This is a genomic window from Agrobacterium bohemicum, assembly GCF_002896715.1.
GTDB classification, from domain to species: domain Bacteria; phylum Pseudomonadota; class Alphaproteobacteria; order Rhizobiales; family Rhizobiaceae; genus Agrobacterium; species Agrobacterium bohemicum.
Map to the genome: position 1 here is coordinate 270462 of NZ_PGEL01000028.1, position 13374 is coordinate 283835.

Below are 13374 nucleotides of genomic sequence, written 5' to 3' on the forward strand. Positions count from 1 at the left end.
TCAGGCTTCCCCAACAGTCTCGAACAACGCGGCTTCCATGGCCGCCTTGGCTTCCATGCCGGACCAGACGACGAATTGGAATGCCTGGAAATACTGTTCGCAGGCTTCAAGCGCGCTGGAGAGAAGCACTTCCACCTGCTGGTTCGTCGGTTCTGCACCACCCGCCAGCAACAGAGACTGACGGAAGATGATCACGTCTTCCTGACGCCACAGATCGAAATGGCCCATCAACGTCTGACCGTTGACATGCGCCAACAGACGAATGACCTCATTGACGCGATGATCGGCAATTTTAATATCGAAAGCACAGGCCAGGTGCAGCGCTTCAAACTGCTCCATCCATGAAAACGAAACATGATAATCCGCCCAACGGCCTTCGACCGTCATGGCAATTTCATCTTCGCCGGAGCGTTCGAACGACCAGTCGTTAGACGCGGCAACGAACTCGATCATATCGACCGGGTTGGAGTGACGCTCGACTTCAAATTCCATTAGGCTCATACGGCACCTTCTCAGCCGGAAATGAATGTTCTGTTTCGCACGCAAAGGTACAAAAAACGCACACGCAAATGCCGGGTTACAATACTTCAGGATGATGCCCGACGCCGCCAGAATAACGCAGTAAACATGTCTGGAGCTTACGGAGTTCGTTTCGAATCATCATTGNAAATCAGTGTATAACGAGCGAGTCCCCGCGCCACCCCCAACGTCCCGTTTTTGCAATCAGAACTGTGTATATCTCCTCGTACGAAACCTCAGTTGTGAGTCATAACCGACTCTGCCGATTATGTTTTTCGAGTGTTTCCACAGACGTTNAAAAAAACTGAATGAAATTGCTTGCTTGCGGCTTCCGAATCCCCACTGCGGTGCAAACTGCTTCGAAATGAGACAAAAACGAAAAATGCCGGACCCTTGAGAGGGTCCGGCATGAGAATCNAAAGCNTTTGTAGCCTGTCAGGAGGCGGGGGTGGAGAGCTTCGCCTCAAGCGCTTCGATGCGCGCGCGCAAGGCGTCGTTTTCGTCACGAGCCTGAATTGCCATCTCGCGCACGACTTCGAATTCCTCACGCTTGACCAGATCGAGGCTATTGAGCCAACGCTCGGCCTGCGCATGAAAAGCGGTTTCGACTTCCTTGCGCATACCCTGAGCGGCACCTGCTGCGTCCGTCATCAGCTTTGCGAATTCATCGAAAATACGGTTTGTGCCTGTCGTACTCATGGTGCGATGTCCTCGTCAGTGGTGGAAAAGGCAAGGCGCCTTTCGGTTCATGTTATTCAGGTAGGCACTCGCTATTGCGGTTGCAAGCNAAATAAGGACCGGCTCCTAGGCACGTCCGCACGAGACCGTCATCACAGTGTCAAAGAATCGCCTTGACCGCACCCTTTTCAGTCGCCANTTTCCCGCTCCGGGNAAAGAATANTTTGTAAATCCAATGGATAATTGGCCGCACCGACATTCCGACCTCCAAGCGCAATAATCATGGAATATCGAATTGTTTGCACCCATCGCCCAGTTTTCGATCATGCCGTTTCCCAATATCGATCCGGTGGCGATCCACATAGGGCCGCTTCCAATCCATTGGTATGGCATTGCCTATGTCTTCGGCATCATGCTGGGCTGGTATTACGCGCGTCAGCTGAGCCTTTCAGATCGTTTGTGGCCACACGAAAAATCGCCGATAACGCCCGTTCATCTGGACGACTTTATCGTATGGGCCGCTGCCGGTATCGTTCTGGGCGGTCGCATAGGCTACATTCTCTTTTACGATATGGGTGCCGTTATCGAAAACCCGGTACGTGCCTTGCAAATCTGGAACGGCGGCATGTCCTTCCACGGCGGGCTGATCGGCACGACGGTGGCGATGGTGCTGTTTGCGCGTCGCAATGGCATTCCCGTCTGGAGCATGTTCGACATCATCGCTGCGGTCGCACCACTCGGTCTTTTGTTCGGTCGCGTCGCCAACTTTATCAATGGCGAATTGTGGGGCCGTCTGACCGATGTTCCCTGGGCGGTCGTTTTCCCGACGGGCGGTCCTTTTGCCCGTCACCCGAGCCAGCTCTACGAGGCTGGTCTCGAGGGCATCGTATTGCTGATCGTTCTCGCAATCCTTATCTATGGCTTCAAGGCACTGAAAAGCCCGGGACTGATCACTGGCGTTTTCGTCTGCGGTTATGCGCTTTCCAGAATATTCGTGGAGTTCTTCCGTGAACCGGATGCGCAGATCGGATATCTGGCCGGGAACTGGTTGACCATGGGCATGGTTCTATCGACACCTATGTTCCTTCTAGGCGTGTGGGCAATTGTACGGGCGCGTCGCGCTGCTTTGTCATCGTAACCGGGTAAAATACCATGCCGACACCGCTCGCACGCCGTATCAAATCCCTCATACGCCTCAACGGCCCGATGAGTGTGACGGACTTCTTTGCGCTCTGCCTCGCAGATCCCGAACACGGCTATTATAAAACCAGACAGCCTTTCGGCCGCACCGGCGATTTCGTAACTGCGCCCGAAGTCAGCCAGTTGTTTGGCGAAATGCTCGGCGTCTTCATCGTTCACGCCTGGCAAAGACACGGTACACCGGCCAATGCCCGCCTCGTGGAAATCGGTCCGGGACGCGGCACCATGATGGCGGATATGCTGCGGGTCATCCAGCGCATCGCACCACCGCTTTATGAAAGCATGAGTGTCCATCTGGTGGAGACCAGTCCGCGATTGACCGAGACACAGCAAGAAACCCTTGCCAGCCACGGCGACAAGATCGGCTGGCACGAGAGCTTTGACGATGTTCCGCCCGGCTTCCTGCTGATTGCCGCAAACGAGCTGTTCGACGCCATTCCTATCCGGCAATTCGTAAAAACCCCGCAGGGTTTCCGCGAGAGGGTCGTAGCGCTGGATACCGAAGACGAACTCGTTTTCGCCACAGGTCTCGCCAGCATCGATCCGGATTTGCTGCCGCCTTTGCCGGAGCGCCAGGCGCCTGGAACGATCTTCGAATACTCCCCTGCCCGCGAAGCGGTTATGGCCGCCATTGCCCATCGGATCAAGATCAATGGTGGCACCGCAGTCATCATAGACTACGGCCACACCGTTTCCGGTTTTGGCGATACATTGCAGGCGCTGCGCATGCATGAGTTCGATCCGGTTCTGGCGCATCCCGGCGAAGCGGACCTCACCAGCCATGTGGATTTCGACAGCCTCGTCAAAACCGCCCTAGCCAACGGCGTGCACATCAACGGCTGCCTGCCACAAGGTGACTTCCTGCATGGTCTGGGGTTGAGAGAACGCGCGCAGGCACTGGCCGCCAAGGCAACACCCGATCAAACGCTGGAAATTGCCGAAGCCGTCAACCGCCTTGCCGGTGAAGGTGTTGGCAAGATGGGTGAGCTATTTAAGGTCCTCGCCATCTCCAGCCCGGCCATCCATCTGCTGCCGTTCCGCGCGCTGGATTGACATTGGCGCTGGCCTTTGGTCAACATCGCGTGAAATCGAAGCAGTAACAAACTGCTATCTGCATCCCACGCGATGCGCTTAACCGGAAACACTCGCTCGCGAATATGCGTTTCAAATCAGCGACATCGCCAAGGATCGATACCGTAATGCAGGAAGACACGCTGCCGCTTCCCCTTCAGAGCCCGCTGCTTGTCGCATCGACAGGGCCGCGCATTCGCCACGGCTTCTTCACCCGTCATGGCGGCGTTTCCCAGGGCATTTACCGCGGCCTGAACGTCGGGCTCGGCTCTCAGGATGAGCGGCAAGCGGTTCTGGAAAACAGAAGCCGCGTTGCTGCCTGGTTCGGTCTGCCACTGGAAAAACTGGCGACCGTGCATCAGGTGCATTCTCCCGACGTCGTCGTCGTCGATGACACATACGACGGAGACAGACCACAGGCAGACGCCATGGTCACCGCCACATCCGGCATCATCCTTGGCGTATTGGCTGCGGACTGCGGCCCTATCCTCTTTGCAGATGCGCAAGCTGGCGTCGTTGGTGCCGCTCACGCCGGTTGGAAGGGTGCCGTCTCCGGTGTTCTTGAAAACACCGTGGATGCGATGATCGCGCTGGGCGCCAGCCGCAAGCGCATCGTTGCCAGTCTCGGTCCCTCGATCAGCCAGGNAAACTACGAAGTTGGACCTGAGCGGGTCGAAAGTCTGAAAGAGATGAACCCTGCCCACGCCGCCTATCTATCGTCCTCGCCCAACGCAGGCCATGCNTTTTTCGATCTGAAGCAGTTGACCGTGGATCGTTTGATGGCTGCGGGTGTGACGGCAGNAAACCTGGGTATCTGTACTTACCCCGATAATGACAGCTTCTATTCTTTCCGCCGCACGACACATCGCAGCGAACCGGATTACGGGCGGCAGATTTCAGCAATAGCAATTCTGGAGAACTGATATGGCCTTGCACTTCGATGCCGCCGAATTCGAGGCACGCCGCGCCCGCCTGACTGAGAAGATGGCGGAAGAAAAGCTGGATGCAATCTTGCTGTTTGCCCAGGAAAGCATGTACTGGCTGACGGGATATGACACGTTCGGCTACTGCNTTTTCCAGACGTTGATCGTCAAGGCCGATGGCACCATGACGCTTTTGACACGCTCGGCCGATTTGCGGCAGGCGCGTCAGACATCCAATATCGAAAACATCGTCATCTGGGTGGATCGTCTCAACGCCGATCCGACGCTTGATCTCAAAAACCTGCTGAGCGACATGGATCTGCTGGGTTGCCGCATCGGCATCGAGTTCGACACCCATGGCATGACGGGCCGAGTTGCGCGTCTTCTCGACAACCAGCTTTCCAGCTTCTGCCAGATCATCGATGCATCAGCCGTCGTCAGCGGACTGCGTCTCGTCAAAAGCCCGGCGGAAGTGGCCTATGCCAAGCGCGCCGGCGCGCTGGCGGATGATGCGCTGGACGCCGCGCTCAAGATCATTGCGCCTGGCGCTGATGAGGCCGATATTCTTGCGGCCATGCAAGGCGCGGTTTTTGCGGGCGGTGGCGATTACCCTGCCAATGAATTCATCATCGGTTCTGGCCCGGATGCCCTTCTTTGCCGTTACAAAGCCGGGCGTCGCAAGCTGGACGAGAAGGATCAGTTGACGCTGGAATGGGCGGGCGTCAGCGCCCACTACCATGCCGCCATGATGCGGACAGTCGTCATCGGTGAGGTCGAGTTCCGCCAAAAGGAGCTTTACAATGCCTGCGCTGAAAACATCCGTGCAATCGAAGAAGTCCTGCGCCCCGGCAACACGTTCGGAGACGTTTTCGACGTTCACGCGCGCATCATGGACGAGCGCGGACTGACGCGCCATCGTCTAAATGCCTGCGGTTATTCGCTGGGTGCGCGCTTCTCGCCATCATGGATGGAGCATCAGATGTTCTACGCGGGCAATACGCAGGAAATTCTGCCTAACATGACGCTCTTCGTACACATGATCATCATGGACAGCGACTCGGGCTTCGCCATGACGCTGGGTCAAACCTACCTCACCACGGAAGGTGCGCCGGAATCCCTGTCTCGCCACAGCCTTGATTTGCTAGCGGTCTAATCTCGATTTGACTCGCGTCGAGGTCGAACCGTACATTGTTTGCGATCAGGGAACGACGGAGCACTTTATGAGGGGATATATGGCATGCGGCGGCTAGGGGTAGTCATGGCAATCCCAGGTCTCGCCTTGGTATTATCGGCCTGCAATACGACGGATGCGCTGACACCGCAGGTCGATGTGGGTCATAGCAACACCCAATCGACCCCGGTCAATCAGGGCGATCTGGACCAGATGGCCGCCGCAGCCGACCGTTCCCCGAGCGTTGTTTCCTCTCAGGTGCCAGCTTATGCGCCGCAAAACACCCGTCAGGCTCAAGCGCAGGCGATGACGAGCGGCGCCCAGTTCGGAGAACCGGTGGCGCAACAAACGGCCCCGGCACAGCCGCAGACACAAACCGCCTCCCTGCCATCCGGTTCAGCGTCCGGCACCATCCGCTTCCTGCCCATCATCGGCGCACCCGTTCAGGCCGTGACGCCGCTGTCGCGTCAACTGGGCGCTGAAGCTCGGGCGAAGGGTCTCACCATTCGCCCGTCGAGTGACACGTCCGCAGAGAACATCCTGAAGGGATATCTTTCAGCCTTCGCCGATGGTTCCAACGTCACCATCGTTTATGTCTGGGATATCCTGGATGCCAATGGAGCGCGACTTCACCGCCTGCAGGGGGAGGAAACGGTAGCCGGTCGCGGCAACGACCCCTGGTCCGCCGTCACAGATACCGCCATGCAGAAGATCGCTGCCAAAACGCTCAACGACTACCAGTCCTGGAAACAGTCTCAACGGGGATAGACCAGCTGAAATTGTGGATGAAACCTGTTGATACCGCCTAAGTCACAAAGNTTTCATGNAAATTAAGGGTATCACCCTCTGACCTCTTGCATTCACGGGCAACCCCGCTATTAAGGCGCCCATGGCAAAACGGCATGTCCGGCACCCTTCGGGTCGGGTATTCCTCCCCGTTGAACGACGCACGGACTACAAAGAGTAACGTCTTTGTCGGATCTCAGGCGATGGCATTAAAACAGGCGGCAACAATGAAGGTTTTCGCAGGCAATTCGAACCGGCATCTGGCCGAAGCGATCTGCAAGTATCTTAATGTTCCCCTGGGAAATGCTACCGTAAGGCGGTTTGCCGACCAGGAAATTTTCGTAGAAATCAGCGAAAACGTGCGTGGTGAAGACATCTTCATCGTACAGCCCACCTCTTTCCCGGCCAATGACCACCTGATGGAACTGCTGATCATGATCGACGCCATGCGTCGTTCCTCGGCACGCCGCATCACCGCAGTTCTTCCCTATTTCGGCTATGCCCGTCAGGACCGTAAAGCTGGACCGCGCACGCCGATTTCGGCAAAGCTCGTTGCCAACCTCATCACTGAAGCCGGTGCAGACCGCGTTCTGACGCTTGATCTTCACGCCGGGCAAATCCAGGGCTTCTTCGACATTCCGACCGATACCCTTATCGCCATGCCTATTCTGGCGCGCGATGTGAAGGAACATTACGACCTTGCGAACCTGATGGTCGTTTCCCCGGATGTCGGTGGTGTGGTCCGCGCCCGTTCGCTGGCAAAACGCCTCGACTGTCTGCTGGCCATCGTTGACAAACGTCGCGATCGTCCGGGTGAATCCGAAGTCATGAACATCATCGGTGACGTCGCCGGCAAGGATTGCATTCTTGTCGATGATATCGTCGATTCCGGTGGTACTCTGTGCAATGCCGCAGAAGCACTGCTGAAGAATGGTGCAACCAGCGTCACGGCCTATATCACGCACGGCGTTCTCTCGGGTGGCGCTGTTGCGCGCATCGCATCTTCCAAACTGCGCGAACTCGTCATCACCGACAGCATTCAGCCGACGACGAGCGTGCAGTCTGCCCCGAACATCCGCGTCATCACCACGGCCGCCCTGCTGGGTGAAGCCATTAACCGCACATCGCTTGAGCAGTCGGTTTCGGGTCTCTTCGACTAAATATCCCATCTAAAACATGAATAGAAAAAGCCGGAGCAAAGAACTCCGGCTTTTCTTATTTTCAAACGTCTCGAACCAATCGGCTCCGGCTCAGAAGAAGCCGAGCTTGTTGGGGCTGTAGGAAACCAGCAGATTCTTGGTCTGCTGATAGTGGTCGAGCATCATCTTGTGCGTTTCGCGACCAATACCGGACTGCTTGTAACCACCGAAGGCGGCACCGGCTGGATAGGCATGGTAGCAATTGGTCCAGACGCGACCAGCTTCGATGCCACGACCTGCTCGGTAGGCAAGATTGGTATCACGGCTCCAGACACCGGCACCCAGGCCGTAAACCGTGTCATTGGCGATCTCGATGGCCTCTTCAACGGTCTTGAAGGTCGTTACCGACACAACCGGCCCAAAGATTTCCTCCCGGAAAACGCGCATCTTGTTGTTGCCCTCAAAGACCGTCGGCTGAATGTAGAAACCGTCTTTGAGATTGCCGGAGAGCGATTTCTTGTCACCGCCGGTCAGCACTTTGGCGCCTTCCTTCTTGCCGATCTCAAGATAGCTCATGATCTTGTCGAACTGTTCCTGAGAAGCCTGAGCGCCGATCATGGTCGATGCATTCAGCGGATCGTCCTGACTGATCGCTTCGACACGCTTGATGGCCTTTTCCATGAAACGGTCATAGATGGATTCGTGCACCAGAGCGCGCGATGGGCATGTGCAGACCTCACCCTGATTGAGCGCAAACATCGCAAAGCCTTCCAACGCCTTGTCGAGAAACGCGTCGTCCTCGTTCATCACATCTGCGAAGAAGATGTTTGGGGACTTACCGCCCAGCTCCAGCGTGATGTTCGTCACGTTGTCCGCAGCATATCGCATGATCTCCTTGCCGACGGAGGTAGAGCCGGTAAAGGCGATCTTGGCGATGCGATTGCTCTGCGCCAGCGGCTTGCCAGCCTCAAGGCCAAGGCCATTGACGATGTTGACGACACCCGGCGGCAACAGGTCCTCGATCAGCTCCATGACCAGTAGGATCGACGCGGGGGTTTGTTCCGCAGGCTTCAGCACAACGCAGTTACCGGCAGCAAGCGCTGGAGCGAGCTTCCACGTCGCCATCAGGATCGGAAAGTTCCAAGGGATGATCTGGCCGACGACACCCAGCGGCTCGTGGNAATGATAGGCCACTGTGTCATTGTCGATCTGGCCGATCGAGCCTTCCTGTGCACGAATACAACCCGCAAAATAGCGGAAATGATCAATGGCCAGCGGAATGTCGGCATTTGTCGTTTCACGCAGGGGCTTGCCGTTGTCCCATGTTTCTGCACGGGCGATAAGCTCGAGATTGTCTTCAATGCGCTGGGCGANTTTCAGAAGAATGTTGGAGCGCTCGGTAGCGCTGGTCTGGCCCCAGGTGGCGCGGGCCTTATGGGCTGCGTCGAGCGCAAATTCGATGTCGCTGGCGTCCGAACGCGGCACTTCGCAAATCTTCTGGCCTGTCACCGGAGACAGGTTATCCATATAGCGGCCTGATTTGGGCTCCACCCACTCACCGCCGATGTAGTTGCCATATTTGAGCTTGAACGGCGCTTCACCGGCCTTTTGCTGGACCTGAATGTTCATGAGTTCATCCTCCCTGATGAAATGCGATCCTTTGTTTGATCGCGTGACAGGAAGGTGGGCGCAGATTTGATAGAAGCAAAGAGGCGCAACGATATTCCGCACTGCACTGTGTTTCACATCTGCGACAGCGCAATCCAAGAATATGACATCAGCGTTAGTGAACCGAAAGCTTCTTCATCTTGCGGTGAAGCGTGGCTCTGCTGATGCCAAGTAGGACAGCAGCCTGCGTGATATTGCCGTTGGCACGGGACAGTACCCGGCGCAGCGCAGCCCTTTCCGCATCGGCAAGCTCCGCGCCTTTGTCATGCCGCTCCTCCCGCAAGGCATCGGATGCGGGAATTCCTGCCGCGAGCCTGAGATCATCAAGGTGCAGCGCCAGACGGGCGGCACGGGTTGCTCCGAGAATGATGTCGTCCTGATCAACCGCCAAAAGGGACAGAGAGGTGGAGTTTCCAGATGGCAGCATGAGGATACGTGCACCGGGAAAAGCACGACGGAATAGATTGCCCTCTATGCGTTGTGCCGCGTCACGCACGGCCTGCGTCAACATGGAGAAGGTTAGTTCGTTGACGTCATCCCGGCAGGTGGAAATGTCCAGCGCACCGGTCACTTGGCCGAGATGATCCCGAATGGGCGCTGTTGTGCAGCAAAGGCTGATGTTGGAGGAGAAGAAATGCTGATCACGGTAAATGGTCACGGAGCGCTCGTCTGCTAGCGCCGTGCCAATGCCATTAGTCCCGACGCTGGCTTCGCTCCAGACTGCACCGGACCAGAGACCCAACTGGCGAAAGTCCTGATCATCGGTGGTGGCACCGCGCCGCTCCAGCGCCACGCCATCGGCATCGGTCAAAAGCAGGCAGCATCCAGCCTTGCCGACGCTCAGAAAAATACGGTCCAGTTCATCGGCACTTTCAGCAATCAGTCTGGCAGAGATCTCCCGCGCTCTGCGAAACTCGGCATCGGCCAGAAAAATCGGCTCGCTGCCTTTTTCCGGAGCCAGATGATGCATGGTCATGCAGCGCCGCCAAGACGCGATGATGGGCGAACTGGCCGCCGCCGACGGCTGGTTGGCACTTTGATACACATGGTCCGCATGAGCCGTGCTGATAGACATGGTCTCCTCCCGAGATTTACCGGGATGGTGCGCCTGATGCGTGTCTCTTTCAACNAAATAAAGTGTTATTGGCGGATACGGAAATCAGCTTGCCAGCGGCAGTACGTCANTTTGAGGAAGTTCATCGCCTGGGGAAACCCAGTTCACGATGGCGTCGATTGTAATCGCCGGTCCCGGACGTCCGTAATAGAAACCTTGAACGTGCTGACACCCTTCACGGCGCAGGAACTCCAGATGCACCTGTGTTTCCACGCCCTCTGCCAAAACCGGAATGTTGAGGCTGTTGGCAAGGATCAAGGTGGAGCGGACGATGGCCTGAGACTGGACGTTGGTGCCAAGCCCTTCCACGAAACCGCGGTCGATCTTTATCTTGTCGAACGGAAAGCTCTGCAATGTCGAGAGTGAAGAGTAGCCGGTGCCATAATCATCCATGGCGATGCGGACCCCCAACGATTTCAAACGGCGTATTGTCAGCAACGCATGACGGTGGTCTGCAATAATCCCGCTCTCGGTGATTTCGAGTTCGAGCCGTTTGGGCTCAAGGCCTGTCTCCTCGAGAATCCGTTGCACCTTCTTGACGAAATCGGAATCCGAAAGCTGCAACGGCGCAACGTTGACAGCAATGCTTAGAGGGTTTCTCCAGCGCACTGCGTGGAGACACGCCTCGCGCAAAACCCACTCGCCCATCTCGATGATGAAGCCGGTCTGCTCCGCAATCGGAATGAATTCGGCTGGCGAAATCATTCCGCGTTCGGGGTGGTTCCAGCGCAGCAACACCTCAAACCCGACGATTGCGCCGGTCGTCGTGTCGTTTTGCTGCTGNAAATAAAGCTCGAATGCACCTTTGCTCAGTCCTGAACGCATGCTGACCGCCAGCGCACTGCGCGCGCGGGACGCCTCGTCCATGGATTTGTCATAAAAGCAAATCGTACCGGTCACGTCACTTTTGGCGCGGTACATCGCCACATCCGCCTGCGAAATCAAGGTGTCGGCGGTTTTCGTGCTAAAATTGCCAATCGCGATACCAACGCTTGCGCCAACCGACAGACTTGTTTCGTGCCACTCTATCGGCTTGACGACCTCACCCAACAGCCGATGGGCAAACTCGATACCATCGTTGCGCCCGTAATACCGGTGCAAGACCGCGACGAACTCATCGCCANCGACACGCGCGACGAATTCTCCAGGGCGAAGAATGGAACTCATGCGGTCTGCCAGCGAGCGCAGCACCGCATCCCCTGCCCCGTGGCCGTGAACGTCGTTGATTTCCTTGAAGCGATTGAGGTCGAACGACAGAAGTGCGATGCGCGTTGTCGGATCGTTGCTACGCTTCAACAGGGCTTGCAAATGTTCATGAAATGCCGCGCGGTTGGGAATGCCGGTCAGCGCATCATGCAGGGACAGGTGACGATACCGCTCGACAGCCTGCAAGCTGGCCTGAGAATCGATCACATAGGTGGAAAATCCGAAGGCAAGCAGGACGAAGGTGATGATGATTGCGCTACCACCCATAAGGCTTGGCGAAACCAGCGACGGTGCTATCGTCATTGCAGGATTGAAGGAGACCGAGAATGCGGCCATTGCCGTGAAGTGCGTCAGGGCAATACCCAGCACAAGAAACGTCATGCCGCTATATTTGCNAAACCAGTTCACGGGACGAACGACCCGGTTTGTTGCCAGCATGCCGAACACGCCGCCAAATACCATCGACGCGACGACATAGACCGGTTCCCAGACCAATGAACCTTGAACGGTATAGGCCGCCATTCCGGTGTAGTGCATGCACGCTATGCCAAGCCCGACGACGAGGCCGCCGCCTTCAGCAAGCAGCGTGTTGCCGCCATAGGTGGCAATGGCAAAGCCCGCCGTTGTTGCCGCCACGGAAATGATGAAGGAAAGCCCGGTAAAGCCTGGAAGAAACCCGACATTCCCAGGCGCCTGATAACCCAGCATGGCCACGAAATGCGTGGTCCAGATCGTCGTGCCGCCAATCATGCCCGCCAGAAACAACCAGTTCGCCCGCTGAATGGCCGCCGATTGGCGCGAGCGAGCGAAAAGACGCATGGTCAAAAAGCATCCCATCACGCAAATGGTGACAGCTGCTATCGTGTAGCGAATGTCATGGTCTATGGCCAGGCAGCTCAGAATTTGATACATTGACATCACGCGTCTGTTGAATTGTTTCAGACTATAATGGTGATCTCGNTTTTACGGCGTTTACCGACATAGATAAGCAAGAATTAAAATACTCGCCTTCCGATAGAGGTAGCGCTGGCACAATGAAATCCGGACGCGAGCGGAAGAGATTGTTTCTCAAGGCTCTGCTACCCTTGCCTTTACGCCTTCTTTATATTATAGCGCCCGCAACCGTGTAGACACCCTTGGAGGCAACGCGGGCGAGACGGCTTTTCAAAAGTCTTCTCCAGTTCGATCCGGCACGCCGGAACGAACTCTCCAGACAACCTAAAAGGATTATGCCATGAGCAAAGAGACTTATGAGCTCAAGGCCGAAGCGCGCGAACGAGTTGGTAAGGGGTCCTCTCGTGAACTACGTCGCAACGGTTTGATTCCTGCTGTCATCTATGGTGACAAGCAAGCCCCAATTTCTATCGCGATCTCGACCAATGAAGTCACAAAGCGCGTTCAGGCCGGCGGTTTCATGACCACCGTCGCAACGCTCGACGTTGACGGCAAGAAGTACAAGGTCCTGCCAAAGGACTACCAGCGCGACCCAGTCCGCGATTTCATGGTGCACGTAGACTTCCTGCGCGTATCCGGCAACTCGCAGGTTACGGTTGAAATTCCGGTTCACTTCATCAACGAAGAAAAGTCGGACATCAAGAAGGGTGGCGTTCTCAACATCGTTCGTCACACTGTCGAAGCCCACGTACCGGCAAACGACATTCCTGATGCGATCACCGTTGACCTCGACGGCCTCAAGGTTGGCGACAGCGTTCACATCTCGCAGGTTACCCTGCCGAAGAACGTCGTACCTGTCATCACCGACCGCGACTTCACCATCGCAACCATCGTGCCACCAGTCGTTGCGATCGTTGACGAAGCCGAAGAAACAGTCGCGACAGAAGAAGACGACAAGTCCGAATAATTCATTCGGTATCGTACCGCTACCAATGCCTCGTATCG

The 13374-nt window shown here is 56.3% G+C and carries 12 protein-coding genes; 7 read left to right on the forward strand and 5 right to left on the reverse strand.

Annotated elements, in window-relative coordinates:
- On the reverse strand, window positions 1-501 hold the full coding sequence (locus CUC55_RS19950; protein WP_067645033.1) for a type III secretion system chaperone family protein: 501 nt from the start codon (window positions 499-501) through the stop codon (window positions 1-3).
- A gap of 453 nt (window positions 502-954) precedes the next feature.
- On the reverse strand, window positions 955-1218 hold the full coding sequence (locus CUC55_RS19955; protein WP_067645030.1) for an accessory factor UbiK family protein: 264 nt from the start codon (window positions 1216-1218) through the stop codon (window positions 955-957).
- A gap of 304 nt (window positions 1219-1522) precedes the next feature.
- Here CUC55_RS19955 and lgt point away from each other — a divergent pair, with 304 nt between their 5' ends.
- The 6 genes from lgt to CUC55_RS19985 all read left to right on the forward strand — a co-directional run bounded on the left by lgt (window position 1523) and on the right by CUC55_RS19985 (window position 7508).
- Window positions 1523-2335, forward strand: a complete 813-nt coding sequence (gene lgt, locus CUC55_RS19960; RefSeq protein WP_067645608.1) for a prolipoprotein diacylglyceryl transferase — start codon at window positions 1523-1525, stop codon at window positions 2333-2335.
- Between the two features lie 14 nt (window positions 2336-2349).
- Window positions 2350-3450 (forward strand): class I SAM-dependent methyltransferase, encoded by a 1101-nt coding sequence (locus tag CUC55_RS19965; RefSeq protein WP_067645027.1) that lies wholly within the window; start codon window positions 2350-2352, stop codon window positions 3448-3450.
- 146 nt (window positions 3451-3596) lie between these two features.
- Complete coding sequence (gene pgeF / locus CUC55_RS19970; RefSeq protein ID WP_103089206.1) at window positions 3597-4391, forward strand: peptidoglycan editing factor PgeF; 795 nt, start codon at window positions 3597-3599, stop codon at window positions 4389-4391.
- Window position 4392: 1 nt separating this feature from the next.
- Window positions 4393-5544: a M24 family metallopeptidase gene (locus CUC55_RS19975; protein WP_103088930.1), complete on the forward strand. Its 1152-nt coding sequence runs from the start codon at window positions 4393-4395 to the stop codon at window positions 5542-5544.
- Between the two features lie 84 nt (window positions 5545-5628).
- Window positions 5629-6330, forward strand: coding sequence for a hypothetical protein (locus CUC55_RS19980; RefSeq protein WP_067645021.1), 702 nt, complete (start codon window positions 5629-5631; stop codon window positions 6328-6330).
- Between the two features lie 245 nt (window positions 6331-6575).
- The gene (locus tag CUC55_RS19985) at window positions 6576-7508 is read left to right on the forward strand and encodes a ribose-phosphate pyrophosphokinase (RefSeq protein ID WP_067645017.1); all 933 of its coding nucleotides are present in this window, start codon (window positions 6576-6578) and stop codon (window positions 7506-7508) included.
- A 90-nt stretch (window positions 7509-7598) separates the two neighbouring features.
- Here the strand turns inward: CUC55_RS19985 and adh are convergent, their stop codons facing one another.
- From adh to CUC55_RS20000, 3 genes are all read right to left on the reverse strand, one after another.
- Window positions 7599-9116, reverse strand: coding sequence for an aldehyde dehydrogenase (gene adh, locus CUC55_RS19990; RefSeq protein ID WP_103088931.1), 1518 nt, complete (start codon window positions 9114-9116; stop codon window positions 7599-7601).
- A 154-nt stretch (window positions 9117-9270) separates the two neighbouring features.
- Complete coding sequence (locus tag CUC55_RS19995; protein WP_067645011.1) at window positions 9271-10230, reverse strand: helix-turn-helix domain-containing protein; 960 nt, start codon at window positions 10228-10230, stop codon at window positions 9271-9273.
- An 84-nt stretch (window positions 10231-10314) separates the two neighbouring features.
- A complete protein-coding gene (locus CUC55_RS20000; protein ID WP_103088932.1) occupies window positions 10315-12387 on the reverse strand; it encodes a putative bifunctional diguanylate cyclase/phosphodiesterase in 2073 nt (690 codons plus the stop codon).
- Window positions 12388-12709: 322 nt separating this feature from the next.
- Between CUC55_RS20000 and CUC55_RS20005 the strand changes: the two genes are divergently transcribed.
- Complete coding sequence (locus CUC55_RS20005) at window positions 12710-13336, forward strand: 50S ribosomal protein L25/general stress protein Ctc (protein ID WP_067645005.1); 627 nt, start codon at window positions 12710-12712, stop codon at window positions 13334-13336.
- Window positions 13337-13374: the final 38 nt, after the last annotated feature.

Excerpts from the sequence above, each read along its gene's own strand:
- CUC55_RS19950 (WP_067645033.1), bottom strand. The coding sequence starts at position 501 with ATGAGCCTAATGGAATTTGAAGTCGAGCGTCACTCCAACCCGGTCGAT.
- CUC55_RS19955 (WP_067645030.1), bottom strand. The coding sequence starts at position 1,218 with ATGAGTACGACAGGCACAAACCGTATTTTCGATGAATTCGCAAAGCTG.
- lgt (WP_067645608.1), top strand. The coding sequence starts at position 1,523 with ATGCCGTTTCCCAATATCGATCCGGTGGCGATCCACATAGGGCCGCTT.
- CUC55_RS19965 (WP_067645027.1), top strand. The coding sequence starts at position 2,350 with ATGCCGACACCGCTCGCACGCCGTATCAAATCCCTCATACGCCTCAAC.
- CUC55_RS19980 (WP_067645021.1), top strand. The coding sequence starts at position 5,629 with ATGCGGCGGCTAGGGGTAGTCATGGCAATCCCAGGTCTCGCCTTGGTA.
- CUC55_RS19985 (WP_067645017.1), top strand. The coding sequence starts at position 6,576 with ATGAAGGTTTTCGCAGGCAATTCGAACCGGCATCTGGCCGAAGCGATC.
- CUC55_RS19995 (WP_067645011.1), bottom strand. The coding sequence starts at position 10,230 with ATGTCTATCAGCACGGCTCATGCGGACCATGTGTATCAAAGTGCCAAC.
- CUC55_RS20005 (WP_067645005.1), top strand. The coding sequence starts at position 12,710 with ATGAGCAAAGAGACTTATGAGCTCAAGGCCGAAGCGCGCGAACGAGTT.